Origin of the sequence: Sorangium sp. So ce119, from assembly GCF_051524405.1 — a bacterium.
GTDB classification, from domain to species: domain Bacteria; phylum Myxococcota_A; class Polyangia; order Polyangiales; family Polyangiaceae; genus Sorangium; species Sorangium cellulosum_G.
The window spans coordinates 2,551,245-2,577,210 of sequence record NZ_CP150310.1 but is presented as its reverse complement, the minus strand read 5'-3'; the positions used below and the strand labels follow the sequence as shown (position 1 = coordinate 2,577,210).

Genomic DNA, 25,966 nt, shown 5'->3' with positions numbered 1-25,966 from the left:
GGCGCGCGCCCGGCAGCCGCGATTGTCGCGAGTCGCCCCGCTCCCGTAGACTGCGGCCCCCGATGCTCCTCACGCTCACCACCACGCACCGGCCGGCGACCGACCTCGGCTACCTGCTCGTCAAGAACCCGGCGCACACGCAGTCGTTCTCGCTCTCGTTCGGCAAGGCGCACGTGTTCTATCCCGAGGCGACCGAGGAGCGGTGCACCGCGGCGCTCCTGCTCGACGTCGACCCCGTGGACCTCGTGCGCGGGCGCGGCGTGGGCGAGCCGGGCACGCTCGCGCAGTACGTGAACGACCGGCCCTACGTCGCCTCGTCGTTCCTCTCCGTCGCGATCGCGCAGGTCTTCGGCTCGGCGCTCGGCGGCAAGTGCCGCGACCGCCCGGAGCTCGCCGACGCGCCGCTCCCCCTCTCGGCGACGATCGAGGCGCTGCCGTGCCGCGGCGGCGAGGCGCTGCTCCGGCGGCTCTTCGAGCCGCTCGGCTACGAGGTCGCGGCCGAGCGGCTCCCGCTCGACGAGGCGTTCCCGGAGTGGGGCCAGGGCTCGACCCTGCGCGTCTCGCTCGCGAGGACGTGCCGGCTCCGGGAGCTGCTCGCGCACCTCTACGTGCTCGTGCCCGTTCTCGACGACAAGAAGCACTATTACGTGGGCGACGCCGAGGTCGACAACCTCCTCGCCAAGGGCGAGGGCTGGCTCGCGGAGCACCCCGAGCGCGAGGCGATCGCGCTCCGCTACCTCAAGCACAGCCGCCCGCTCTTCCGCGCGGCGCTCGCGCGGCTCGTCGCCGACGACGACCCGAGCCCCGAGGAGACCGAGGACGAGAAGGCCGCGCCCGAGGACAGGGCCGAGGCGCGGATGAGCCTCGACGAGGAGCGCCGCGCGGCCGTCGTCGCCGCGCTCCGCCGGGCCGAGGCGCGGAGCGTGCTCGATCTCGGCTGCGGCGAGGGCAAGCTGCTGAAGCGCCTCGTCGACGAGCGCGTCTTCGAGCGCGTCGCCGGGGCCGACGTCTCGGTGCGCAGCCTCGAGATCGCGAAGAACCGGCTTCGCCTCGACGACCTGCCCGACAAGCAGCGGCGGCGCATCCAGCTCTTCCAGGCGTCCGTCACCTACCGGGACGCGCGCTTCTCTGGCTACGACGCCGTGACCCTGGTCGAGGTCATCGAGCACGTGGACCTCTCGCGCCTCGGCGCGCTCGCGCGCAGCGTCTTCGAGCACGCGCGCCCGCGCGTCGTCGTCGTGACCACGCCGAACGCCGAGTACAACGAGCGGTTCGAGGGCCTGCCGCGCGGCGCGCTCCGCCACGGCGATCACCGCTTCGAGTGGACGCGCGCCGAGTTCCACGCCTTCTGCGAGAAGGTCGCGGGCGCGCACGGCTACACGGTCGAGCACCTGCCCGTCGGCCCGATGGATCCCGCGCTCGGCGCGCCCACGCAGATGGCGGTCTTCCTGCGCGCGGAGGTGTCGCCGTGAGCGAGCAGAAGCCCCTCGCCGTCCCCGACCTCTCCCTCGTCGTGCTCGTCGGTGCGTCCGGCTCCGGCAAGAGCACGTTCGCGCGGGCGCACTTCAAGCCGACCGAGATCCTCTCGTCCGACCACTACCGCGGCGTCGTGTCCGACGACGAGAACGACCAGGCCGCCAGCGCGGACGCCTTCGAGGTGCTGCGCTTCATCGCGGGCAAGCGGCTCGCGGCCGGGCGGCTCACCGTCATCGACGCGACCAACGTGCAGGCGGACGCGCGCAGGCCGCTCGTCGCGCTCGCGCGCGAGCACCACGTGCTGCCGGTGGCCATCGTGCTCGACATGCCCGAGAAGCTCTGCCACGCGCGCAACGCCGGCCGGCCCGACCGGCAGTTCGGCCCGCACGTGGTGCGGGGCCAGAGCCGCGAGCTGCGCCGCTCGCTCAGGGACCTCCGGCGCGAGGGCTTCCGCTACGTGCACGTGCTCTCGTCGCCCGAGGAGGCCGCGGCGGCCACGATCGAGCGGCAGCGCCTCTGGACCGACCGCCGCGACGACCACGGGCCGTTCGACATCATCGGCGACGTCCACGGCTGCTTCGACGAGCTCGTCGAGCTGCTCGAGGCGCTCGGCTACCGCCTGGAGGGGCTGCCGCACGCGCCGCGCGCGGCGCACCCCGAGGGCCGGCGCGCGCTCTTCCTCGGCGACCTCGTGGACCGAGGGCCGCGCTCGCCCGACGTGCTGCGCCTCGCGATGGCCATGGTCGCGTCGGGCGCGGCGCTGTGCGTGCCGGGCAACCACGACGTCAAGCTGCTCAAGAAGCTGCGCGGCCGCGACGTGAAGCCGACCCACGGCCTGGAGCTGACGCTCGCGCAGCTCGAGGTCGAGACGGACGAGTTCAAGGCGAAGGCGGCGGACTTCATCGACGGGCTCGTCAGCCACTACGTGCTCGACGACGGCAACCTCGCTGTCGCGCACGCGGGGGTCAAGGAGGCGTTCCAGGGCCGCGGATCGGGCGCGGTGCGCGAGTTCTGCCTGTACGGCGAGACAACGGGCGAGACCGACGAGTACGGCCTGCCGGTGCGGTACAACTGGGCGTCCGAGTACCGCGGCAAGGCGATGGTGGTCTACGGCCACACGCCGACGACCGTGGCCGAGTGGGAGAACCGCACGATCTGCATCGACACGGGGTGCGTGTTCGGCGGCGCGCTCACGGCGCTGCGCTACCCGGAGCGCGAGCTCGTCGAGGTCAAGGCGCGCCGCGTGTACTACGAGCCGAAGAAGCCGCTCGCGCCGCTCGCGGGCGACTCGAGGGCCGGATCGCGCGGGCAGGACGACGCCGACGTGCTCGACATCGACGACGTGAAGGGGCGGCGCGCGATCCGCACGCGGATCCACGGCATGGTGACGATCCGCGAGGAGAACGCGGCGGCGGCGCTCGAGGCGATGAGCCGCTTCGCCGTGGATCCGCGGTGGCTCATCTACCTGCCGCCGACGATGTCGCCGACCGAGACGGCGAAGGACGGGGGCGTGCTCGAGCACCCGCGCGAGGCGTTCGCGTACTTCCGGCAGAACGGCGTGGGCCGCGTCGTGTGCGAGGAGAAGCACATGGGGTCGCGCGCGGTGCTGGTCGTGTGCCGCGACGAGGCCGCGCGGCGGCGGAGGTTCCGCCTCGACGAGGGGCCGCTCGGCGTGTGCACGACGCGCACGGGCAGGCCGTTCTTCGCGGACGAGGCGCGGAGCCGGGAGCTCATCGACCGGGTGCGCGCGGCGATGGACAGCGCCGACCTGTGGACCGAGCTCCGCACCGACTGGGTCTGCCTCGACGCCGAGCTCCTGCCCTGGTCCGCGAAGGCGCAGGACCTCCTGCGCGGGCAGTACGCGGCCGTGGGCTCGTCCGGCCGCGCGTCGCTCGGCGCGGCGGTCCGGGCGCTGGAGCTCGCGGCCGCGCGGGACGAGAGCGCGCGGCCGCTGCTCGAGCGGCACGCGGCGCGGAGGGCGGCGATGGACGGGTACGTGGCGGCCTACCGTCGCTACTGCTGGCCGGTGCGCTCGCTCGCCGACATGAGGCTCGCCCCGTTCCACCTGCTCGCGAGCGAGGGCGCGGTGCACGCCGCGCGGGATCACGGCTTCCACCTGCGGACGCTGGCGCGCCTCTGCGAGGTCGATCCGGCGTTCTTCGTCCCCACGCCGCACTGCGTGGTCGACCTCTCCGACCCGCAGAGCGAGGCCGCGGCGGTGGCCTTCTGGACGGAGATGGTCGAGCGCGGCGGCGAGGGGATGGTGGTCAAGTCGTGGGAGTGGGTGGTGCGCGGCCCGCGCGGGCTCGTCCAGCCGGCGATCAAGTGCCGCGGGCCGGAGTACCTGCGCATCATCTACGGCCCGGAGTACCTGATGCCGCAGCACCTCGCGCGGCTGCGGCACCGCAGCGTCTCGTCGAAGCGCGCGCTCGCGCTCCGGGAGTACGCGCTCGGCCTGGAGGCGCTCCACCGCTTCGTCGAGGGCGAGCCGCTCTACCGCGTGCACGAGTGTGTTTTCGGCGTGCTCGCGCTGGAGAGCGAGCCGATCGATCCGAGGCTGTGACGGGGACAGGCGAAAGCCGCGGCGACGAGCGCTGAGATCGCCGTGGCCAGACGTCTGGCTGTCCGTGGCCAGACGTCTGGCTGTCCGTGGCCAGACGTCTGGCCACGGCGCTCCACCGCGACGGCGCGGCTCCACGCGCCTCGCCGGCGAGGCTCAGGGTACCGGCATCTCGAACGCCACCGCGTAGTTCGGCTGCGCGACGCGCGTCATCGAGCCGACGAACGGATCCGAGTCGCGGAGCTGGCCCGAGCGCCACGTCCGGCCGGCGAACGCGGTGCCGTCGCTGGTCATCGCGTAGCCGACGAAGACGCCCGTCGCCGGGAGATCGCTGCCGACCGTGATGCGCACCGAGCTGCCCGAGATCTCGACGGAGCTGATCCGGATCCGGGAGCTCCCCGTGCGCACCTCGAAGCCCTTCCCCTGCGACCACTCGGTGAGCGCGCCCTGGTGCGGCGCGGGGAGCGTGTTGTCCCAGGCGAGCGGCGGCACGGGCACGTGGAAGTGCACCGTGATCACGCGGCCGCTGCGCTCGACGCGGGTCGGCTCCAGCGGCCGCCAGTCGCGGCCCTGCACCACCTTCTCGTGGTAGATCTGCCCGAGCTTCTCCCCGAGCCGCTCATAGCCATCCACCGTCATGTGGATGTTGTCGCTCGCGTACGGATACTGATACTTCGGCCCGGAGCAGATGATCTCGCCCGGGCGGTCCACACCGACCTGCCACTGCGCGAGCGTGGAGGCCGACCGCTGGTTCGAGCCGGTCGGATAGGCGTGCTGCTGGGACACGAACATCGGGATCGCCTGGGTCTGCCCCGTCAGCGGCTTGACATCGGTGTTGTAGTCGGTCCAGAGCCGGACGAGATCGTTCTTGTAGCTCGAGCTGCCGGCGTCGGACTCTCCGTGGGTGATCACGATCGCGCCGACGCCGAACTTCTTGCCCTGCGCGCCGGCGAGGCGGGCGATCGCCGAGGTCTCGAACAGCGACGCCGCGTAGGCCCGACCCGTGGAGCCGGTGTCGCTGGCGCCCTTGCGGATGACCGACATGGCCTGTCCGCTCTCGCCGACGACCGTGTGCACGCTGATGTAATCGCGGCCCGTCGAGGCCTGCGCCAGCGTGGTGATCTGGTCGCCCATGGCCGTGTGCGGCGACTCGCCGTACATGTTGCGCGGATACGCGCTCGGATAGCCGGTGGCGAGCGGGCGGATGGGCTCGACCAGCGGCACCATCGAGAGCCCGCCGGCGCTCGGATTGAACGGAGGCACGCTGACGCTGCCCAGCGAGAGCTTGAGGTTGTGATAGCGCTGAGTGGTCGCTCTCACCGGCGTCGCCTGCGCGCCGACCGACAGGCTTTGCCCGGTGCCGATGATCCCGGCCCAGTCCCATCCAGGCCCCGTGGTGCCCCCACCGCCGCCGCCGGAGCCGCCTGCGCCACCGGAGCCGCCGGCGCCACCCGCGCCGCCCGCGCCGCCAGCGCCGCCCCCTCCGGAGCTCACGGAGCTGCTGCTGGAGCTGATCGAGCTGCTCGAGCTGCTGGAGCTGCTGGAGCTGCTCGACGCGCTGCTGCTGGAGCTCGCCGAGGTCGAGCCGCTGACCCCGCCGCCGTTGATCGACGCGATCGTGGGCAGGCCGGCGCCGCTCCCGCAGAAGCCCCAGCTCGTCGAGGCGCCCCTGGCCAGCGCCGCGTTCCAGCTCAGGGGAGCGACGGAGAACTGGCCGCTCGACGGCGTGGTGGTCACGTTCCACGCGCTGTCCAGCCTGGAGCCGTTGAGCGCGATGGCCATGCTCCACGTGGAGATCGGGGCGGAGCCCACGTTCTTCAAGGACACGTTCGCGCAGTACCCCGACGCCCACTGCGACTGGACGGAGAGGACCGCCTCTATCGACCCGTCCGCGCTGACGACGCCGCCCTCCAGGGACGCGATCTCTTCGTCGTCCGTCGATGCGCCGATGCAGGCGACCAGGGAGCACGCGATCGAGGCCGAGCAGAGGCCCAGCAAGCCAATAAAGCGCATGAAGTTTTTCTCCTTGAAGTGATGAAGCGAGCCGCGAATCATTTCATCCAGGCGCACCACGCGGGCGCGGTGCGCGCAAAGCAGGGGACACGGCGCGCTCAGGCCACATTCCCGATCGACGGTTGTGTGATCACGACACGTCGCAAATAGAGCATGAGCGTCATTTCTCAGCTCGATAGCGACTCAAGAGCGATGGTCGCATGATGTAACGAAGAGTCCCAGCGCAAGCGCACGATGGCCTCGGGCGATGAGCGGGAGGCGGTCACGGCAGGAGAAAGACGGTGGATGACAGGCGAACACGGCAGTCGATCGCGCGTCTTCGCCTGTCTGGCGGGTTGACGTCGGGGGTCCGGGGCATCCCCTAGAATACCGATCACGTTAAAACCCGGAGAATTTTCACAGGGAGGCGGGGAGGCGGGGAGGAAGAAAAAAAATGAAGTTCTTTCTCTTGCCGTCTCTCGCTCCCCGCCTCCCCGCCTCCCTGTTCAATTTCTCTTCTGAAAAGGGCTGCGACAAGACGGGATTCCTCAGCTCGGGGGTGGCTGAGCCTCTCTCACCGACACGCCCGCAGCCCAGGCCGGTGGGCTGCTGCTGGACGAGCAGCGGGATGGTCTCCGTCTGCCCGGCGAGCGTCTCGAGGTCGGCGTCGTTCCCCGTCGAGGAACCAGGGACGAGCTCCGGCGACGCCGTGCTCGTCGAGGTGGTCAGTTACGGAAGGTCGATTCGTGTTCGCGAGAGGCGAGCGGCGCTGGATGAGCCGCTCGCCCTCGTCGAAGCTGTTCGCGCCGTCTCACCGGATCCCCCGGGGGAGCCCGGCGCGCTGCAGGCTGGCCGCAGCGACGGCGCGGCGGCGTCCGAGCGACCGCCTCGCAGCCGTCAGGACTCGCGCGGGCGCTCGAGCTCGTCCCAGAGGCGCACGTCGCTCTTCTCCTTCAGATAGATGCCGCCGACCACCACGGTGATGAGCGCCACCGTGATCGGGTAGAGCAGGCCCGCGTAGATGTTGCCGGTCGCGACCGTCACCGAGGAGGCGATGAGCGGCAGCAGCCCGCCGAACACGCCGTTGCCGACGTGGTACGGGATCGACAGCGACGTGTAACGCACCTTGGCGGGGAAGGCCTCGACAAGGTAGGCCGCGATCGGGCCGTAGACCATCGTGACGAAGAGCACGAGCACGAACACGAGCGCGGTGAGCACCACCGGGCTGTCCGCGTTCTGCTTCATCGCCCAGAACACGGGGAAGAAGCCGATCGCGCCGAGCAGGTTGCCCGCGAGCATGATCTTCTTCCGGCCGATGCGATCGGACAGCGAGCCGAAGAAGACGAAGAACGGCATGCCGAGGGCGAGCGCGGCGGCGACCACGATCGTGGCCGTGATGAAGGGGACCTTCAGCGTGTTCTGCAGGAAGTAGAGGGCATAGAACTGGCCCGTGTACCAGACCACGCCCTGACCGGCCGTCGCGCCGAAGAGGGCGATCAGGATGACCTTCCAGTTGCGCTTGTTGCCGAGGCTGTCCTTGATGGGCGCGGCCGACGTCTTCCCCTGGGCCTTCAGCTTGGAGAAGATCGGCGACTCCTTGAGGCGGGTACGCACGTAGAAGGACACGGCGACGAGGATGACCGAGAGGAGGAACGGGACGCGCCAGCCCCACTCCTTGAAGTCCTCCTCGCCGAGCAGGAGGCGGGTCCCGAGGATCACCGCCAGCGAGACGAACAGGCCGAGCGTCGCCGTGATCTGGATGAACGAGGTGTAAAAGCCGCGCTTCTCGTCGGGCGCGTGCTCGGCGACGTACACCGCCGCGCCCCCGTACTCGCCGCCGAGCGCGAGGCCCTGCACGAGGCGGATCAGGACGAGCGCGAGCGGGGCGGCGAGCCCGATCGTCTCGTACGTCGGCAAGAAGCCGATGACCGCCGTCGCGCCGCCCATGAGCAGCAGCGTCACGAGGAACGCGTACTTCCGGCCCACGATGTCGCCGATCCGCCCGAACACGAGCGCGCCGAAGGGGCGGACGACGAAGCCCGTGGCGAAGGTGCCCAGCGTCAGCAGGAAGCCCGCTGTCGGGTTGTCCTTCGGAAAGAAATGGGTGGAGATGATCGCCGCGAGGCTCCCGAAAATATAGAAGTCGTACCACTCGATCATCGTGCCGCCCGCAGAGGCGAAGATGACCTTCCAGAGCGTCGCGCTGTCGACGACCTCGCGCTGGCCCCCGCCGTCGGCGAGGCTCGTGGGGTTCACTGCGAGGGTTTGGGGAGACGTCTGTGCCATAAGAGCAGTTCCTCGGAGTCCATGATCGGAATACCACGCATGGGACCGAAGGGAATACCCGTTCCGCCATCGGGGGAACACGCGCGCGCGCTCGCCCCGCGACGCCGCGTTACGATCGGTAACACGCGACGGCGCCGCGCCGGCAGGGAGTTACGAACAGCCTGCATCGTTCTTGCCGCCGCGGTCAGGACGCGCGGGCCGCGCCGCGTCGCGCCGCGGGATCAGGTGCGCGGCCGGGGGATCCCGAGCCGCTGTCGCCGCTCCCAGAGGGCCTTGCGGCTGATCCCGAGTCGGCGGGCGATCTCGGTCTCCGTCATCTCGTGCTGGTGCTCGAGGACGAAGCGGCGGAAGTAATCCTCGAGCGAGTCGGACGGGGGCGCGCCGTCACGCGCGGCGGCGCGCGGCGCGGGCGGCGGCGGCCGCGGAGGGGCGTCGAGGCCGAGCAGCGCGACGCCGATGTCGCTCGCGTCGGCGAGGACGATGGCGCGGTGAACGGCGTTCTCCAGCTCGCGGACGTTGCCGGGCCACGGGGCCGCCGCGATGGCGGCGCGCGCCTCGGGCGACAGCGCGAGCGGCGCCCGGTCCGCCGTCCCCGCGCGCCGCGCGAGCAGCGACTCCGCGATGCGCACCGCGTCCCCCGGCCGCTCGCGCAGCGGCGGCAGGCGGATCTCGTGGAGCCGCAGCCGGAAGTAGAGATCGCTCCGGAACGACCCGTCGCGCACCCTCTCCGCGAGATCCCGGTGCGTGGTCGCGATGAGGCGCACGTCGACGCGCCGGGCGCGGCTCGCGCCCACGCGCCGCACCTCGCCGGTCTGGAGGAAGCGCAGGAGCCGCGCCTGGATCCTCACCGACAGCTCGCCGATCTCGTCGAGCAGGAGCGTCCCGCCGTCCGCTGCCTCGCAGAGCCCTGCGCGCGGCGACAGCGCGCCGGGGAAGGCGCCGCGCTCGTGGCCGAAGAGCTCGCCCTCGATGAGCCCCTCGGGGATCGCCGCGCAGCGGACGGGCACGAACGGGAGCTGCCGCCGCGGGCTGAGCCGGTGCACGGCGCGGGCGAGCGTCTCCTTGCCGGTGCCGCTCTCGCCGAGGATGAGCAGCGTCGCCTCGCTGGGCGCGACCTTGCGCACCTGCGCGAACACCTCCCGCATCGCCGCCGAGCCGCCGACCAGCCCCTCGAGCTCGTCGTCGACCATGGACGACGCGGGCGGCGCGGGCGGCGTGACGCCCGGCGCGACGACGGCGGGGGCGCTCCGCGCGCCGGCGAGGTGGTGCTCGACGAGGGCGAGGAGCTCGTCGTGATCGAACGGCTTCGAGAGGTAGTCCGCGGCGCCGCGCTTCACGGCCTCGACCGCCGCCTTCACCGTGGCGTAGCTCGTCATGAGCAAGACCGGCGCGGCGCCGCACCGGCCGACGAGCTCCGTGCCCGGCTCGCCGGGCAGGCGCACGTCGGCCAGCACCAGATCGAACGCGCCCAGATCGCAGCCCGCCGCGGCCTCGGCGATCGACCCCGCCTCGACAACGTCGTGGCCGTGGCGGGCGAGCAGCCGCCGGAGCTCCGCCCGGATGACGACCTCGTCCTCCACCAGCAGGATCCGGCTCATGCCTCCGCCTCCGGCGCGCGCCGCGCCCCGGCCGCGCCCGCGAGCGGGAGCCGCACGACGACCGTCGTCCCCTGCCCCACCGCGCTCCGCAGCGCGAGCGTCCCGCCGTGATCCTGGACGATCGAGCGCGAGAGCGGCAGGCCGAGCCCGGTGCCGCTCGGGTCGCGCTTCGTCGTCACGAACGGCTCGAGCACCTCGCCGAGGAGCTCCTCCGGGATGCCGCTGCCGTGGTCCTCGACCTCGACGACGATCTCCCCCGCCTCGATCCGCCCCCGCACCGCGATGGTCGCGCCGGGCTCGGAGGCGTCGCGGGCGTTCGCGAGCAGGTTGACGAAGACCTGGACGAGCTCGCGCCGGTCGCCGATGACGACGAGCGACTCCGGGCAGGTCTGCTCCACCTGGACGCGCGGCGCCGCGCGGTCGAGCCGGATCAGCCGCTCGGCCTCGGCGACCACCTCGGCGAGCGCGACGCGCCCGACCCGCGCGCGCCGGATCTCGCCGGGCGACTGCACGGCGCCGGTGCGGGCGTGGTCGAGCAAGGATCGCAGGATCGCCTCGATGCGCGCCGCCTCGCCGAGGATGAGGCTCGCGCGCGCGCGGAGCTCGTCGTTCTCGGCCTCGGCGCGGAGGTTCTGCGCGAGGCAGGCGATGCCGGTGAGCGGGTTGCCGACCTCGTGGGCCACGCCCGCGGCCAGGCGGCCGAGCTGGGCGAGGCGATCGCGGTGGGCGAGCTGCGCCTCGAGCGCGCGCTGCTCGGTGCGGTCCTCCACGAGCAGGACCACGCCCCCGGAGGCCGCGCGCGCGTCGAGCGGGTCGAGCGCGGCGCGGTGCACGCGCAGCGCGCGCGCGCGCCCGGCCACGCGCACCTCGACCTCGTCGGCGCCCGCGCCGGCCTCGCCCGCGGAGGCCGCGCGGGAGGCGCGGGAGAACAGCTCCGCGAACGGGGCCGGCAGCCGGTCGAGCGGCGCCCCGACGAGGTCGCGCTCCTCGACGCCGACGAGCGCCTCGAGGCGGCGGTTGACGAGGCTGATCGCGCCGTCGGAGCCCACGGCGCAGACCCCGAGGGGGAGCTGCGCGAGCACGGAGCGGAGCCACCGCCGCAGGAGGTCGAGCTCCCTGGCGGCGCCGACGAGCCGCGTCTCCCCGCGGGCGAGGCGCCGCTCCAGCCACCGGAGCTGCTCGGTGAGCGCGCCGCTCGCGCCGCCGGCGGCGGGGGCGTCCGCCTCCGCGACCGTCCTCGCGAGCACGGGGCCGACCAGCGGCGACAGGTTGCGGTGCAGCCGCTCCTGCAGGGCGTGGAGCTCGGTGGGCCGCGTCTCGTCGCGCGGGATGTCGAGCTCGATGCGCGCGCGCGTGACCTCGATGCCGGCGGCCTCGCGGCCGAGCAGCCGGGCGAGCCGCTCCTCCAGCGCGTCCACGCTCGCGGGCACGGTCGCGCGCTCCACCGACGGGCCGATCTCGCGCCGCCGGCACAGGCGCGCCGCCTCGCGCTCCTCGTCGGCCGGCGGGCGCAGGAGCGAGACGAGCCCGAGCGTCGCGCTGTTGACGGCGAGCGACACCAGCGTCGGCAGCGACCAGGAGTCGGCGTGGCCCGCGCGGCCCGCGCCCGCGCGCAGGTGGTCGAGCCACGACGGGTCGACCCCGGTCGTCTCGGGCAGGAGCGGCGCGAGGCACGTGGCCGTCCAGGTCGCGATGCCGGCCGCGAGCCCGGCGATGAACCCCGCGCGCGTCGCGCGCTCCCAGAAGAGCACGGCGAAGAGCCCCGGCAGGAACTGCGCGAAGGCGACGAACGACACGATGCCGCTCTCGACGAGCAGCCCGCGGTTCGGCTGCGCGCGGTGGAAGAGCCAGCCGCCCACGAGGATGGCGGTGAGGAGGCCGCGCCGCATCCACAGCACGCGCGCGTAGACGTTGCGGCGCAGCGTCCTCCTGGCGAGCGGCAGGAGCAGGTGCGTCGCGCTGTCGTTCGCGAGGGCGACGGCCGTGACCATGACCATGGCGCTCGCCGCGGAGATGCCGCCGATGAACGCGGCGAGCGCGAGCCAGCGCTGGTCGAGGAGCTGCGGCACGAGCAGCACGTAGCTGTCGGCCGGCTCGGCGGGGGCGAGGCGGGTGCCGGCCCAGAGCACGGGCAGGACGGGCAGGTTGAGCGCGAGCAGGAACAGCGGGAAGGCCCACGCCGCCGTGGCGAGCGCGCGATCGCCGGCGCCGCTGGCGAACGCCATGTGCCACTGCCGCGGCAGCAGGAAGGCCGCGGCGAAGCTGATGACGAGCATCGAGGTCCAGCCGCCGTCCTCGCGCACGGGGCGGCCGAGCGCCTCGATATCGGCGGCGTGCTCACCGAGCCAGTCCGCGAGCCCGCCCGCGCCGCCGAACGCCCCGAGCACGGCGATGAGGCCTACGGCCGCGAGCACGGCGAGCTTCGCCGCCGACTCGAACGCGACCGCCGCGGCGAGGCCGTCCTCGCGGCCGCGCTCGGCGGGCGGGCGGGCGCCGAAGAACGCCGTGAACAGCGCGAGCAGCGCGCAGAAGACGGCGCCGACGGCCTCCTCGTGCCCCGGCCCCGAGAGCACGCGGACCGACTGCTCGGTCGCGCGGAACTGCTGCGCGACGTACGGCACGCTGGCGACGAGGGAGAAGGCGGCGGCGAGCGCGCCCGCGGCGGGGCTCTGGAAGCGGAACGCGAGGAGGTCGGCGAGCGAGGAGAGGCGCTGCTCGCGCGTGATGCGCAGGACGCGCGACCAGAGCAGCGGGGTGGCGATGCACGCGAGCGTCGGGCCCAGGTAGACCGCGAGGAAGACGAGCCCGTGGCGCTGCGCGAAGCCGACGCCGCCGTAGTACGTCCACGACGAGGCGTAGACGCCGAGCGAGAGGGCGAGCACGAGCGGGTGCCGCGCGAGCGCGCGGGGGATCCGCTCGCGCTGCGCGGCGAGGGCGATCGCGGCGAGCACGACGAGCCAGGCGCCGGTGGCGAAGAGGAGGACGCCGACGTTGATCACGGCGGCGGCCCTCGATCGCCGCGGAGGGCGTCGGCGCGGCCGGCGTCGGCGCGGCCCTCGTCGGCGCGGTCGGCGCGCGTCGCGAGCGCGGCGAACGCGATCAGCGCGATCCACACCGCGAAGACGGCGGCGACGGCGAGCAGGCCGCGGGCCCAGAGCAGGCGCGCTGGAGAGAGCAGGAGGAACGTTCCCAGCAGCACGAGCACGAGCGCGCGATCCGCCGCGCCGGCCTCCGCGTCGTGTCCTCCGCTCATCGAGAAGAGGCTACCCAGCGCCGCCGTCTCTGAATACGCACCGCAGCACGACGCAACGCATCATGGCGGAGCAACGGAGCGGGTGCGCGCGTCCACCTCGAGATCCTGGCCGGTCAAGGCGCGGCGCGGCGCGCTTCGTAGATGTCGGTCCCGCCGCTCCGCGCCGACGAGAAGAACAGGGTGGACCCGTCCGGCGACAGGTAGGGATCGTTCTCGCGCGCCGCCGGATCGTTCAGATCGTCGAGCGGCTCCGGCTCCCCGAACGGCGCGTCGGTCGCCGGCCGTCGGGCCCAGAACAGGTCGTCCCCCGACCGGAACAGGATCTGCCGGCCGTCGTCGAACAGGAACGGGGCGAGCTGTTCGCCCTCGTCGTTCAGCTCGTCGAGCGGGGCGAACGCGCCCCATTCGTCTTCGGGGCTCTCGCGGGAGGCGATCGCGAGATCCCAGCCCTGGGTCTCGGGCCCGTTCAGGCCGACCACGACGCGGAGCTCGGGCAGGTCGACGTGAGCGTTCATCGCCTGCGTGCCGCCCTCGCGTCCCGGGTTGAGCGCCTCGACGTAGGAAGGGTCGCCCCACGGGTCGCTGCGGCTCGCGCGCTCGGACATCCAGATGCCTGTCTGCTGCGCGCTGTTGCGGAAGAACCACATCCTGAGCCCGTCGTTCGAGATGGCGGGCGTGTCGTCGTCGTCCGCGCTGTTGAGCTTCTCTGCGAGCTCGACGGTCGGTGTCTCCCAGGGCGAGTCGAGGTCCGCCCGCCGCGAGATCCAGATGTCCTGACTCGCGCCGCGCTCGGACATGAAGTGGATCTCGAGCAGGTCGCCCGTGAGCGTCGGGTCCTCGTCCCTGGCCGCGTCGTCGTTGAGCGCGGCCACCTTCTCCGGCGCCGTGAACCGCGGCCGCTCCGGAACGAACACGCCGATCACGACCTGCTGGTCCGCGCACGCCGCCCCCCCGAGCGCGAGCCCCAGCCCGCAGGACCCCGCGAGCCAGCGGGATCGCCGTGCCCGGAAGGTCCCGTCGAGCCGATCGGCGGAGGGGACATCCCGAGCAGATTTTTGTACCAACATGAAAACCGAGGCCTCCAGGCTCGATGAGCGAGGGACGTCTGCCCGCTCGGGGCGACCAGGATCTTACCTCTGCCGGAGCCGCGGTTATACCCGCGCCCGGCGCCCCCTCGGCGCGCGCGATACGGCGGGCGGCGCGCGCGACGTACGCCTCGTCGCGCGCGCCTCCAGTCACCCGCGCTTCACGCGCTCTCGGCCGCGAGGCCGGCGAGCATGCTGCGCGCGTGCTCGATCACGCCCTCGTTGCCCGAGTCGACGCCCCACTTCGCCGCCAGCGCGGGCCACGCCGCCCAGCGCTCGGCGGCGTGGGCCGCGAGGCCGGGCCACGTCGTGCCGCCGGCCGCCTCGAAGCGCGCGATGCACGCGTCGAGCACCCCCTTGCCGAAGGCGCCGGCGAAGAGCGCGAAGTCGATCGACGGGTCGCCGAGGTGAGCCTCGGTCCAGTCGAGGATCCCGGTGAGCCGGCCGCCCTCGTCGAGGAGCATGTGCCCGGGGTGCAGGTCGCCGTGCACGAGGGCCAGGTAGCGCGGCCAGATCGCGTCGTTCGCGAGCCAGCGCTGCCAGCGCGCCCACAGGGCGTCCGGCGGCGCCAGCAGGGCGCGCGTCTCCTCCATGGCCCGCGCGTGGGCCTGGCGCGTGTCGTCGATCGACTTCACGGGGACGCCCGCCGCCTCGATCTCCGCCGCGCCGATGCGCTGCAGCGCCGCGAGGGCCTCGGCCATCGACGCGATGAACGCCGCCGAGGGCGCCGCCGGATCGAGGCGGTTCCAGCGCACGCCCGCCTCGGGATCGATGGAGATCGCGGGCACGTCGACGAGCCGCGGGTAGGCGATCACCTGATCGGTGTGCACGCGCCAGTCGGGCACGGAGACCGGCAGGTGCTTGCGCACGAGGGCCAGCACGCGCGCCTCCACGCGGGCCGACGCGACAACCGCGGGCCGGCGCGGCGTGCGCACGACCCACGGCACGCCGTCCTCGTCCTGGGCGTGCACGACGAGGAAGTCGAGCCCGGACTGGTCGAAGTCGGCGTGGTTCGTGGCGAGCCGGAGCCCCTCGCGGCGCGCCGCATCGAGGAGCGCGTCGACGGACTCGATCGGCGCGAAGGGAGAAGAACCGGTGGACGAGGTGTCTTTACGTTCGGTCATGATCGCGAGCCTCTGAGCGCGCCGCCGACAGGGCGGCGGCGCGCGTGAAAAGGGGGGGAAGACTCGCGGCGCGAGCTCACGACCGATGCGCGTGGCGTGCTCCATCCAGGCTGCCGGGCGTGAGTCGACGCGCCCCGGTCTTCCACGTTTCGAGCGAACTCGGAGGAAGACAGGGCACGGACAGGCACCCGCGCGCTCGCCGCATGGCCCCGGCGGGCCGGGGCTACGGGGAGGACGAGGATGCCGGACTCAGCGGAACCGGATGGAATGCACGGACGGAGCATCTCACGCGGCGCCCCGGGCCGCAACGGCGCTGAGGGCGCTCGGCCCGACGCCGCGGTCGCTGGTGCCCCAGACGGCCCGTCATCTCACGGCCAGCCCACGCAGCTCCGCAGCGCAAGGCCGAGCCCTACGCTCAGCGCGTTCGCGCAGAGCGCCCAGCGGAGCGCGCGGCGTAGGCCGAAGAGGCCGAGGTAGCAGCCTTCGGCCACGACGGCGAACGCCTCGGCCGCCGCGAACAGGGTCCAGTAGCCCTGGCGCGACAGGAGGCGCGGGAAGACGAACCAGACGATCGGGTGTGTGAGCGCGCTCGCGCCGAACGCGGCGCAGAAGCGCACCGCGCGCCGTTCGTCGAAGCGCTGTCGGCGCATCGCGGCGAGGTACACGGGCACCTCGACGACCTGCGTGAAGGCGAAGGCAACCGCCCAGCGCATCATGCGCACGACGGCGCGAGCGCCATGCATCGAGGGCTCGGCGAGCCCCGCTGCTGCCCCGGATCGCCGGCGCCGGCCATCCAGCGCCGCTCGATGAAGAGCCATGTTGCGGCCGCGAGCTCGAGGTGCCCGTGGAAGACAGCGAATCGAAGGTAGCCGGCGCGCGCAGCCAGGAGATCGAAGCAGGCCCATGCGATCAACGCGAGCGCGGCGGCCGCCGTGAGCCAGAGGAGCGGGCGCCCGAGATCGTCCGCGAGCGCTCTCCAGCTGCTCACGAACCCGCGCGGAGCGGGGCGGGGGCGATCGTCCTCCGGCACGAGCCTCAGCCAGACCGCATAATGCACCGACTGCGCGAAGGCGTAGAGCAGCACGAGGCGGACGCCGAGGTCGCCCGGCGCGCGCGGCGCGATGTCGCGCACGTGGGCGTGGATCGGCGCTCCGAGCCCGGGCAGCGCCGCGGCCGCGGCGCGCCAGAGCGGATCGAGGAGGCCTGTCGCGAGCGCGGCCGACGACCCGAGAAACAGCGCGAGGGGCACGAGGTGCCAGCGTGTCCGCCGCGGCCGCCAGGCGCACCATAGCCCGACGGCGATCGCATTGTGGGCGTGCGCGAACACCAGCTCGGACAAGCCGCGGAAGGCCATGGCGACGCAGACGAGCGGCGCCAGGCAGGCAATCGCAACGGCGCGGCGGCGGCGCGTGCCCCTCGCGACGAAGGCCGCGGCCACCGCCGCCAGGAGCCCGCACGCGAGGCGGCTCGTCACCGCGCCCGCGGCGAGCGGCGCGGCCACGGCGAGCGCCGCGAGCCCGCGCCGATGGAGGCCCGGGCGCGCGACGAGGTAACGGACGTCCGCGAGCACGTGAGGGACGCCGAGCACGATGGGACCGAGCGCCAGCAGCCATGTCGGCGCCAGCAGCGCGCCTGAGAGCGCCGTCACGACGGCGATGGTCCCCAGCACCGACACGCGGACGTCCCGGCGAGCGACCCAGGTGCCCACGTGGCGGCCCAGGAGGCGAAAGCAGGCGCGCCGCAGGCGGTCGAGCGGCGCGAGGATGACGTCCATCATGACGGGCGCTCGCGCTGCTTCACTCGAGGGCTTCGCGATGCCGCCGCCGGAGCGCGAGGGGCAACCCCACGAGTCCGGCGATGGCCAGGAAGCTCATCACGACAGCGGCCACCGGCGTCGCCAGGGCGGCGGGACCCCCTCCGCCGTCGGCGGGGGGAATCACGTCCGCGTACGCCAGGCTGGTAGCGCCGAGCGATCCGGATACCGCGGCCGCCGCCGCGATGAGACGATGTGCAGAACTCATGGTGTTCAGTCCTTCAGCTTCGGGTTGTTGCTTGTTGCAGTCGAGCCAAGAAGCGCCTTCTCTGGCCCAGCAACGATTCGTTGCTTACCTGGCCACATGCAGCGGTGGTGCCATGAAAGGCGCGCGTGGGAGAAGGGATCTCGGCGCGCTCTCCGGGCCGCGGAGCGACCATCAAGGCGCTCGCGCAGCTCGGTCGGCTGCGCCGCGGCGTAACCCCTGCAGCCTGCCTGTCCGATGCACGGATGCTTCACGTCGGGCCAGCGAGAATGCACTGCTCATGCCCCGCTGTGCCCCCTGCGTTTACTTGATGGGAGCTCGCCGGCTCTGGCTCGCTCGCGCAAGACGTTGCGTCAACAAGCAAGGCCGCGGTGCTTGTGCCGTTCGGGCTCGTCGTCGACCGTGAAGCCCCTGCACCGGAGAGGACGCGCGCTCTCCGGCAGCGCGCCCGCTGGCTCGCTGCGGCGGGCGCTCGTCATCCCGGGAATCCCGGAAAACCCGCGCCGTGGGCCTCTCCCGCGAGATCGAGCAGGCGCGCAAGGACGACCTCGAGCCAGCCCAGCGTGCGCCCGGCCCGCCCGCTCCCGCGCGGCGCTGGTTCCGTGGGTTCCCCGGGCAGGAGCGCCCGCGCCCCGTTCGCGATGCCGCCCGGCCGCCGCCGCAGGTGCCGCGCGCAGAGGTCGCGCAGGTCGAGGGAGGGCGGGCGCCCGAGGCCCTCCTGCGCGAGCAGGTCGGCCGTGAAGGCGCCCCAGGCGCCGAGCACGCCGCCCGGGCCCACGAACGCGCGGAACCGGGCCAGGGCCGCGCGCGCGTCCTCGCCGTCGAGCAGGCGGCGCTCGGGCACCTCGAGCTGGTGCGCGACGCTCGGCCCCAGCGGCCGCCGCGGGCGGAGGAACGCCTCGAAGCGCTCGCCCGACGCGCGGCTGGCCACGAGGTGCACGAGCTCGGACCTGGGCCCGGCCGCGCCGGCGTCGGCCGGCCACCCGGAGTTGGCCCCGCCGTCGACGAGCACCACCCGCTCCGGCGCGGCGAGGTAGGGGCGCAGCGGATCGAGCGGCGAGGCGGCCGGCCCGCGCGACCGCCGTCGCGGACCGTCGCTGCGCGCCTGGTGCTCGATCTGCCGGTCGACCATGAACTCGAAGGCCCGGAGCATCTCGTCGAACCGCGCGGGCTCGCCCTCGAGCGCGGCCAGCGCGCTGGCCACCGCCTCGACCGTGGCGAGGCACTCCGGGCGCGGCTCCCTGCGGATGCGGTAGTTGCCCGGCGCCCTGGGCGTCACGCCGATGCGGCGCACCGCGGCGAGGCGCGGGTTCAGGGCGAGCATCTTCCTCGCCTGCCACCAGGTGCCGTCGACCACGATGAGCGACAGCACCGGCGGTCCTGCGGCGGGGTCGGGGTCGCCCCCGGGGAAGAGCACGGCCGTCGCCGGATCGGCGGCGAGGGCCATGATCCGGGGATCCTCCTCGAAGACCACCCCCTCGTGCAGCTCGGAGTTGGGCAGCGACAGGTGGGTCATGCGCGCCGTGCCGATGCCCACCCGGCGCTCGCGCGGGTGCTGGAGGAGCACGACCCGCGTCGTCGTCGGCAAGGAGGGCAGGAGCGCGCAGTAGCAGACCGGGCGGGGGCGCCGGCAGCGCCAGCAGACGTCGCGCATCGGCGGCACCCTAGAGCCTCCGGTTTGAATTGCAATTCTCCCGGAGCCCCCCGGCGGCCGACTCAGAATTTGCCCCCCAGCGCGACACGGACCGTCGCCAGCTTGCCCTGCTCCAGACCGAACCCGAGGGGCTCGTCCAGCGCCACGAGCAGCCCGGCCCGGAAGTACATGCCCGACGTGGGCGGCTCGACGCCGAGGAAGGGCTCGGCCGCGAGCTGCACCTTGTCGGTCTGCGTGAGCGGGAACGCGGCCTGGAGCCGCGCGCCGACCCCGAACCCGCCCACGCTGCGCAGCTCCGCCTCGCTGGCGTGCTCGATGAAGAGCTCCGTCTCTCCGTCGCCGGTGGGGATGGCGAACATCGCCGCGAGATCGCTCCGCACATAGAACGCCTCGATCGGGCGCAGCTCGACGCCGCCGCGGGCTCGCAGCGGGACGTGCTCCAGGAGCGCCCGCTGCGAGTCGAAGTACCCGCGCACGGCCAGCGCCGCCGCTGCAGCCGCCTCCGTGTCGTCGGACGGATCCTGCGTGACGGGGATGGAGGCCGAGAGCCCGCCGATGAGCACCAGCGTGGGGAAGACGCTCGCGACGTAGTGGAGCCCGATCGAGGGATTGCCGAAGAAGAACCCCTCGAGCTCCGGCGCGACGGTCGCCGCATCGCCCTCCGCCGGGCCGGGCGGGCGCGCCTGGCTGCTCCCGTACGCAAAGGGCAGCTCGGCGTCCAGGTGGAGCCCCGCGAAGAGCGGGATCTGAGCGACCACCGCGAAGGACGCCGCGAAGGAGCTCTCCTCCACGCCTGCGCTCGTCGCGTCGCCGCTCGCCGCGTCCCGGCCGGGGAGGTTCGCCTCGAGGGTGCGGGCGAGCACGTCCGCCTCCGCGCCGAGACGGAAGCCGTAGGACTTCGCCCACTGCTCTTCCTTGACGGTCTCCCCGGCGAGCACCGGCGCGGCCGCCGTGAGCAGGAGAGAGAAGGCGGCGAAGGATAGTCCAAGCTGGCGCATGCGGACATCTTAGCGAGTTCTCCGGACCGGGGCCCTCCGGCAGAAGAAGAAACGCCAAGGCGCAAAGATGCAAAGACGCAAGAAGCAGGGATGAGGGCTATCTCTCCCCCCTTGCGCCTTTGCGCCTTTGCGCCTTGGCGTTCCTTCTCCCTCTCGAGCTCTCGGAGCGCTCGCCTCCTCAGCCCTTCCTCGCCGTCCCCCAGGCCTCCAGCAGCTCGCGCGCGGCGCGCAGCGGGCTGAGCGCGCCGGCCTCGACGAGGCCCTCCATCCCGGGCATCCGCTCGCGCACGGCCGCGCTGCGCAGGAAGGCCTCCCGGAGGTGCCCCTCGATCAGCTCGAACAGCCACCGGCGCGCCTGCGCCGCCCGGCGGCGCTGCAGCCAGCCGCCGGCCTGCATGTGCGCGCGGTGGCGCAGCACGAGCTCCCACGCCTCGCGGACGCCGCGGTTCTCCTGGGCCGAGCAGACCCCGACGACGGGCGTCCAGCCGTGCGGCGCCGGCGGGAACAGGTGCAGCGCGCTCTCGTAGTCGCGCCGCGCCCGCGCCGCCCGGCCTTCGTTGCCGCCGTCGGCCTTGTTGATGATCACGAGGTCGACGAGCTCCATGATCCCCCGCTTCACGCCCTGCAGCTCGTCCCCTGCCCCCGGCAGCATCAAGAGCAGGAAGCAATCCGTCATGTCGGCGACGGCGACCTCGGACTGGCCGACACCGACGGTCTCGACGAGGATGTTGCGGTATCCGGCCGCCTCGCAGAGCACGATCGCCTGGCGCGTGGCCCGCGCCACCCCGCCGAGCGAGCCGCCCGACGGCGACGGGCGGATGAACGCCCGCGGATCGCTGGCCAGCCGCGGCATCCGCGTCTTGTCGCCGAGGATGCTCCCGCCGTGGACAGGGCTGCTGGGGTCGACAGCGAGCACCGCGACCGTCTCGTCGCGCTCGCGCACGAGGTGCGCGCCGAGGGCGTCGACGAACGTGCTCTTGCCGACGCCCGGCACGCCGGTGATGCCGAGCCGCGCGGCGCCGCCGCTGTGCGGCAAGCAGAGCTCCAGGACCTCCTCGGCGAGCTCCTGGTGCCGCGGGAGCGCGCTCTCGGCCAGCGTGATGGCGCGGGCGAGCGCCGCGCGATCGCCCGCGAGGAGGCCGTCGACGAGCTGCCCCGGGCTCGGCCTCAACCCGGGCGCGCCTCCTGCGCGCCGAGCCGCTCGATGAGCGTGCGGACGATCCGCGCCGCGGCGTCGGGGATGACCGTCCCCGGGCCGAAGACGCCGGCGACGCCGCGCTCCTCCAGATACCGGTAGTCCTGCGGCGGGATCACGCCGCCGGCGACGACGAGGATGTCCCCGCGGCCCGCCTCCCCGAGCGCCTCGATGAGCTGGGGAACCAGGGTCTTATGGCCGCCCGCGAGCGACGAGATGCCGACCACGTGGACGTCGTTCTCGACCGCGTGGCGAGCGACCTCCTCCGGGGTCTGGAACAGGGGGCCGATATCGACGTCGAACCCGAGATCGGCAAAGGCGGTGGCGATGACCTTCATCCCCCGGTCGTGGCCGTCCTGGCCCATCTTGGCGACAAGGATGCGCGGGCGGCGGCCCTCGAGGCCGGCGAACTCGTGGACCAGCGCCTCCACGTCGCGGCCGGCCCCCGCCTCGCGGATCTCCGCGCCATACACGCCGCTGACCGTGCGCACCGGGGCCTCGTAGCGGCCGAAGACGCGCTCGAGCGCGCCCGAGATCTCGCCGAGCGTCGCGCGCCGGCGCGCGGCCTCGACGGCGAACGCGAGCAGGTTCCCCTCGCCCGTCTCGGCGCAGCGGGTGAGCGCGGCCAGCGACGCGTCCACGGCGGCCCCGGCGCGGGCGGCCTTCACCTCCCGGAGCCGCGCGACCTGCTTCTCGCGCACCGCGGAGTTGTCCACCTCGCGCAGCTCGAGCGGCTCCTCCCGCTCCAGCCGGTACGCGTTGACGCCGACGATGACGTCGCGGCCCGCGTCGATCCGGGCCTGCTTGCGGGCCGCCGCCTCCTCGATGCGCAGCTTGGGCAGGCCGTTCTCGATGGCCTTGACCATGCCGCCCAGCGACTCGACCTCCTGGATGAACTGCCACGCTTCCCGCGCCAGCCTGTCCGTGAGGCGCTCCACGTGGTGGGAGCCGCCCCACGGGTCGACGACCCGGCAGACGTCGGTCTCCTTCTGCAAGAAGAGCTGCGTGTCGCGCGCGACCTTGGCCGAGAAGTCCGAGGGGAGCGCCAGCGCCTCGTCCAGGGCGTTCGTGTGCAGCGACTGGGTGCCGCCGAGCACGGCCGCGAGCGCCTCGATGGCCGTGCGCGTGATGTTGTTGAACGGGTCCTGCTCGGTGAGGCTCCAGCCCGAGGTCTGGCAGTGGGTCCGCAGCGCCATCGTCTTCGGGTTCTTCGGCTGGAACCCCTTCACGATCTTCGCCCACAGGAGCCGCGCGGCCCGCAGCTTGGCGATCTCGGTGAAATGGTCCATGCCGATGCCGAAGAAGAACGAGAACCGCCCGGCGAAATCGTCGATATCCATGCCCGCCGCGATCCCGGCGCGCAGGTACTCGAGGCCGTCGGCGAGCGTGTACGCGAGCTCCAGCTCGGCGGTCGCGCCGGCCTCCTGCATGTGATAGCCGCTGATGCTGATCGAGTTGAATCGGGGAGTCTTCTCGGCCGTGTAACGGAAGATGTCGGCGACGATCCTCATCGAGGGTGCGGGCGGGTAGATATAGGTGTTCCGGACCATGAACTCCTTGAGGATGTCGTTCTGGATGGTCCCTGAGAGGAGCTCGGGGCGCACGCCCTGCTCCTCGGCCGCGACGATGTAGAACGCCATGATCGGCAGCACCGCGCCGTTCATGGTCATCGACACGCTCATCCTGTCGAGCGGGATCTGGTCGAAGAGGATCTTCATGTCCTCCACGGTGTCGATCGCCACGCCGGCCTTGCCCACGTCGCCGACCACGCGCGGGTGGTCCGAGTCGTAGCCGCGGTGGGTCGCCAGATCGAAGGCGACCGAGAGCCCTGTCTGCCCCGCGGCCAGGTTGCGCCGGTAAAACGCGTTCGACTCCTCGGCCGTGGAATACCCGGCGTACTGGCGGATGGTCCACGGGCGGACCACGTACATGCTGGTGTACGGCCCGCGCAGGAACGGCGCGATGCCGGCCGAGAAGCCGAGGTGCTCGGGAAGCTGCTCGGGAGGCGCGGTGTCCGCGGGCGCCGTGGCCAGCGCGGGCAGATCGGCGGCCGCGTCGATCTGCCGCAGCGCCGAGCGCGCGAGGCTGCGCGCGAGCTGCTCGATGAGCCAGCAGCCGGCCGCGGGGCTCTCGGCGGCGTTGAAGCGAGCCTCCTCGCGGAGGATGACGCGGGCGTTGCCGAGCAGGCGCTCGGGCGGCGCGACGACGACCTCGTCCGCGCCGCCGGCGAGCGCCGCCATCATCGCGACGATGCCGCGGAGGAGGTTCTTGTGCGGCTCGTCGCCCGGCACGGCCGCCGACGGGACCACGGCGGTGATCGTCGCGCCCGGCCGCAGGCGCTCGGCCAGGAGGCGGGCGGCGCGGAGGCGGGCGATCTCGAAGAAGTAGCTGGTGCCGATCGTGAAGCGCAGCTCCGGCGCGCCGCTCCGGAGCTCGGCCACGAGCGACGCCACGAGCGGGCCGCCGGCGGCCGCGGGCAGCTCCGGGCTGTCCGGCGCGACGATCGGCGGCACGAGGAGGCCCTCGGCGCTCGCCCAGGCGAGATCGTCCGCGGTCTTCCCCTTGAGATCCCGGTGGACCGCCTGCTTCCACGTCTCGAGCGCGACCGGCGCAAACTCGGCGAAGAGCCGCTCACTCATGTTCATGGGCCTGCACCACCTCGATGAGCGTGCCGAACGGCGCTTCCTCGCGCGATCTCGGGTGCACGAAGAAGATCGTCGTCCCGCGGGAGCCGGGCCGGGGCGCCGCGTCGATGATGCGGAACCCCTTCTCCTTGAGCGCGTCGAAGGCGACCTGAGCGTCGCGGACCCGGTAGGCGACGTGGGCGAAGCCCCCGCGGCCGCCGTTCTTCTCGAGGAGCTTCTGGACGGGAGACGCGGAGGACAGCGGCTCGAGGAGCTGGATGAGGTTGTCGCTGTCGCCGACGCGGAGCATCACCTCGCGGACCTGATCCGTGCCCAGGACCTCCTCGCGGTGCACCTCGCGGAAGCCGAGCAGCTCGTACGCCTTCACCTGCGCGTCGAGCTGCCCGGCAGGGACGGCGATGGCGATGTGGTCGATGAACAGAAAACCGGGGATCTGGTCCTTCATGCGCTCTCCTGGCTCCTGAGCGGATCGCCTGTGTTGAAAAAGCAGAACGCTCCCGAAATGCCAAGCGTCCCCGCGCTCACCGGACCCGCCACGCCGGGTGCTCGTCCCCGACCGCGGGCGCCTCCACCAGGCCGTTCTCGACGGCTCCATCGTCGCTCTCGGGCTCGCACAGGTACACGGCGATCGCGCCGAGCGGCTGATCGGTGCCGACCCGGGACCACCCCTCGGGGGCCCGCCGGGCCTCCTCGCGCCACGTCACGGCGACCTCGCCGACCCGGGCCGCCTCCAGGATGGCGCGGCCCCCCTCGGCGCCGAGCGACGCCACCCGCGCGACCTCGACGTCGTGGACGCCCTCGGCCGGCGCCACGCGGAGCCCGTGCCGGCGCAGCGCCTCGGCGATCGCCGGCGGCACCAGGTAGGCCCGCGGCCGGTCCACCACGGTCGTCCCGACGAACCGCGCGTGGTGCGGGATCCGCAGCGTGACGGGCGCCCCCTCGAACGTCCGTGGGCTGCGCGTGAGGACGTCGACAGGCGTCCCGGTCGGCTCGAGCCGGTACCGGACCGCGACGCGCGCCGGGGGCCGGGCGCTCGCGGCGACCACCTCGCGGATGGCGTCGGCGTGCGCGGCCGCCCAGGTGAGCGTCTCGATTTGCCACGCCGAGGCAGTCTGCACCCGCTCCTCGAACGGCAGGTAGCTGTAGCACTCGAGCAGCAGATCGAGCCGGTTCGTGAGGCCGCGGTAATTGGAACCGAACCGCGGGTGGTGTGGGTAGGTCATCCACCCGAGGCCCACGGGCGCGGTCGGGTCGACGTCGCCGTTCGCGTCGAGCGCGCGCTCGTCCTCGACGAAGTTGCCGTACCAGCCGCTCTCGAAGCCGCGCTTCCGGACCGCGGCGATCACGTCGGGGACGAGGCGATCGCGCACCATCGCGATCGGCTCGGCGCGGCCGGACTCGATGGTGTGCGGCACGTCGACCGTCATGTGGAACCGGTGCACCGAGCCGTTGGTCGCGTGGTTGTCGATCGTGAGATCGGGCGCCCAGGGGACGCACACGTGCTGCTGGAGCAGGCGCATCTCGGGCGCGGCCTGGCGGAGATAGTCGCGGTTCAGGTTGATGCCCTGGCTCTGGGTGCGCGTGCCGACGACGGGACCCGGCTGGCCGGTGAGCTTCTTCAGGTCGAGCCGGCGGTTCTGCGGATCGAGCGCGTCGTTGCCGTCCGGGTTGAACAGCGGCGCGACGAGGAGCACGAGCGAATCGAGCCAGTCGGGGTGACGGCCGTCGAGCAGGTCGCGGACGAGCGCGAGGCTCGCCTCCTTGCCCTCCACCTCGCCGGGGTGGATCCCGTCGAGCATCAGCACCACGGGGCGCCCGGCGCGGCGCGCCTCGTCCGGGGAGCGCACGCCGTCCCGCGACAGCACGAGCAGCGGCAGCTCGCGCCCGCCGGGGCTGGTCCCGAAGCTGGTCACGTGGAGGCGCGGGTCGTCGCGGGCCGCGAGCGCGCGGACGAACCGCATCACGTCCGCGTGCAGGGAGGTCTCACGGAATCCGGTGGCTTCGGCGCGGGTGAGCAGCATGCGCCCGACTTTTACCGCGCGGCCCGCGCAGCGGACAGCGATCGACGCCGGAGCCGCGCCG

Annotated in this window: 18 protein-coding genes and 1 pseudogene; 2 read left to right on the top strand and 17 right to left on the bottom strand. The window is 73.1% G+C overall.

Annotated features, from left to right (window positions below; all coding sequences use genetic code 11):
• Positions 1–62: 62 nt before the first annotated feature.
• Together WME76_RS09930 and WME76_RS09925 are read left to right on the top strand one after the other, a co-directional pair.
• Positions 63–1,472, top strand: a complete 1,410-nt coding sequence (locus WME76_RS09930; RefSeq protein WP_437959914.1) for a 3' terminal RNA ribose 2'-O-methyltransferase Hen1 — start codon at positions 63–65, stop codon at positions 1,470–1,472.
• Positions 1,469–4,039 (top strand): polynucleotide kinase-phosphatase, encoded by a 2,571-nt coding sequence (locus WME76_RS09925; protein ID WP_437959913.1) that lies wholly within the window; start codon positions 1,469–1,471, stop codon positions 4,037–4,039. The genes WME76_RS09930 and WME76_RS09925 overlap by 4 nt, the downstream gene beginning before the upstream one ends.
• 153 nt (positions 4,040–4,192) lie before the next feature.
• Here the strand turns inward: WME76_RS09925 and WME76_RS09920 are convergent, their stop codons facing one another.
• The 17 genes and pseudogenes from WME76_RS09920 to WME76_RS09840 all read right to left on the bottom strand — a co-directional run bounded on the left by WME76_RS09920 (position 4,193) and on the right by WME76_RS09840 (position 25,905).
• Complete coding sequence (locus WME76_RS09920; protein ID WP_437962100.1) at positions 4,193–5,530, bottom strand: dockerin; 1,338 nt, start codon at positions 5,528–5,530, stop codon at positions 4,193–4,195.
• A gap of 165 nt (positions 5,531–5,695) precedes the next feature.
• Positions 5,696–6,049, bottom strand: a pseudogene (locus tag WME76_RS09915) (cellulose binding domain-containing protein); the annotation flags it as partial.
• Positions 6,050–6,925: 876 nt separating this feature from the next.
• Positions 6,926–8,314, bottom strand: coding sequence for an MFS transporter (locus WME76_RS09910; RefSeq protein ID WP_437959912.1), 1,389 nt, complete (start codon positions 8,312–8,314; stop codon positions 6,926–6,928).
• Between the two features lie 221 nt (positions 8,315–8,535).
• A complete protein-coding gene (locus WME76_RS09905; RefSeq protein WP_437959911.1) occupies positions 8,536–9,912 on the bottom strand; it encodes a sigma-54-dependent transcriptional regulator in 1,377 nt (458 codons plus the stop codon).
• Positions 9,909–12,911, bottom strand: coding sequence for an ATP-binding protein (locus tag WME76_RS09900; RefSeq protein ID WP_437959910.1), 3,003 nt, complete (start codon positions 12,909–12,911; stop codon positions 9,909–9,911). The genes WME76_RS09905 and WME76_RS09900 overlap by 4 nt, the downstream gene beginning before the upstream one ends.
• Positions 12,908–13,165 (bottom strand): hypothetical protein, encoded by a 258-nt coding sequence (locus tag WME76_RS09895; protein ID WP_437959909.1) that lies wholly within the window; start codon positions 13,163–13,165, stop codon positions 12,908–12,910. Before WME76_RS09895 ends, WME76_RS09900 begins: the two co-directional genes overlap by 4 nt.
• Before the next feature lie 113 nt (positions 13,166–13,278).
• Positions 13,279–14,232 (bottom strand): TolB family protein, encoded by a 954-nt coding sequence (locus tag WME76_RS09890; RefSeq protein WP_437959908.1) that lies wholly within the window; start codon positions 14,230–14,232, stop codon positions 13,279–13,281.
• A 179-nt stretch (positions 14,233–14,411) separates the two neighbouring features.
• On the bottom strand, positions 14,412–15,374 hold the full coding sequence (locus tag WME76_RS09885) for a macrolide 2'-phosphotransferase (RefSeq protein WP_437959907.1): 963 nt from the start codon (positions 15,372–15,374) through the stop codon (positions 14,412–14,414).
• Positions 15,375–15,742: 368 nt separating this feature from the next.
• Complete coding sequence (locus WME76_RS09880) at positions 15,743–16,117, bottom strand: hypothetical protein (protein WP_437959906.1); 375 nt, start codon at positions 16,115–16,117, stop codon at positions 15,743–15,745.
• Complete coding sequence (locus WME76_RS09875) at positions 16,087–17,151, bottom strand: hypothetical protein (RefSeq protein WP_437959905.1); 1,065 nt, start codon at positions 17,149–17,151, stop codon at positions 16,087–16,089. Before WME76_RS09875 ends, WME76_RS09880 begins: the two co-directional genes overlap by 31 nt.
• 19 nt (positions 17,152–17,170) lie before the next feature.
• Entirely contained in the window at positions 17,171–17,395 is a 225-nt protein-coding gene (locus WME76_RS09870) for a hypothetical protein (RefSeq protein WP_437959904.1), read from the bottom strand.
• A 472-nt stretch (positions 17,396–17,867) separates the two neighbouring features.
• Positions 17,868–19,046: a DTW domain-containing protein gene (locus WME76_RS09865; protein WP_437959903.1), complete on the bottom strand. Its 1,179-nt coding sequence runs from the start codon at positions 19,044–19,046 to the stop codon at positions 17,868–17,870.
• Positions 19,047–19,108: 62 nt separating this feature from the next.
• Positions 19,109–20,044, bottom strand: a complete 936-nt coding sequence (locus WME76_RS09860; RefSeq protein ID WP_437959902.1) for a hypothetical protein — start codon at positions 20,042–20,044, stop codon at positions 19,109–19,111.
• Positions 20,045–20,222: 178 nt separating this feature from the next.
• A complete protein-coding gene (meaB, locus tag WME76_RS09855) occupies positions 20,223–21,215 on the bottom strand; it encodes a methylmalonyl Co-A mutase-associated GTPase MeaB (RefSeq protein ID WP_437959901.1) in 993 nt (330 codons plus the stop codon).
• A complete protein-coding gene (gene scpA, locus WME76_RS09850; RefSeq protein WP_437962099.1) occupies positions 21,212–23,878 on the bottom strand; it encodes a methylmalonyl-CoA mutase in 2,667 nt (888 codons plus the stop codon). The genes meaB and scpA overlap by 4 nt, the downstream gene beginning before the upstream one ends.
• A complete protein-coding gene (locus WME76_RS09845) occupies positions 23,871–24,329 on the bottom strand; it encodes a VOC family protein (protein ID WP_437959900.1) in 459 nt (152 codons plus the stop codon). The genes scpA and WME76_RS09845 overlap by 8 nt, the downstream gene beginning before the upstream one ends.
• Positions 24,330–24,405: 76 nt before the next feature.
• Positions 24,406–25,905, bottom strand: a complete 1,500-nt coding sequence (locus tag WME76_RS09840; protein ID WP_437959899.1) for a M14 family metallopeptidase — start codon at positions 25,903–25,905, stop codon at positions 24,406–24,408.
• Between the last annotated feature and the right edge of the window lie 61 nt (positions 25,906–25,966).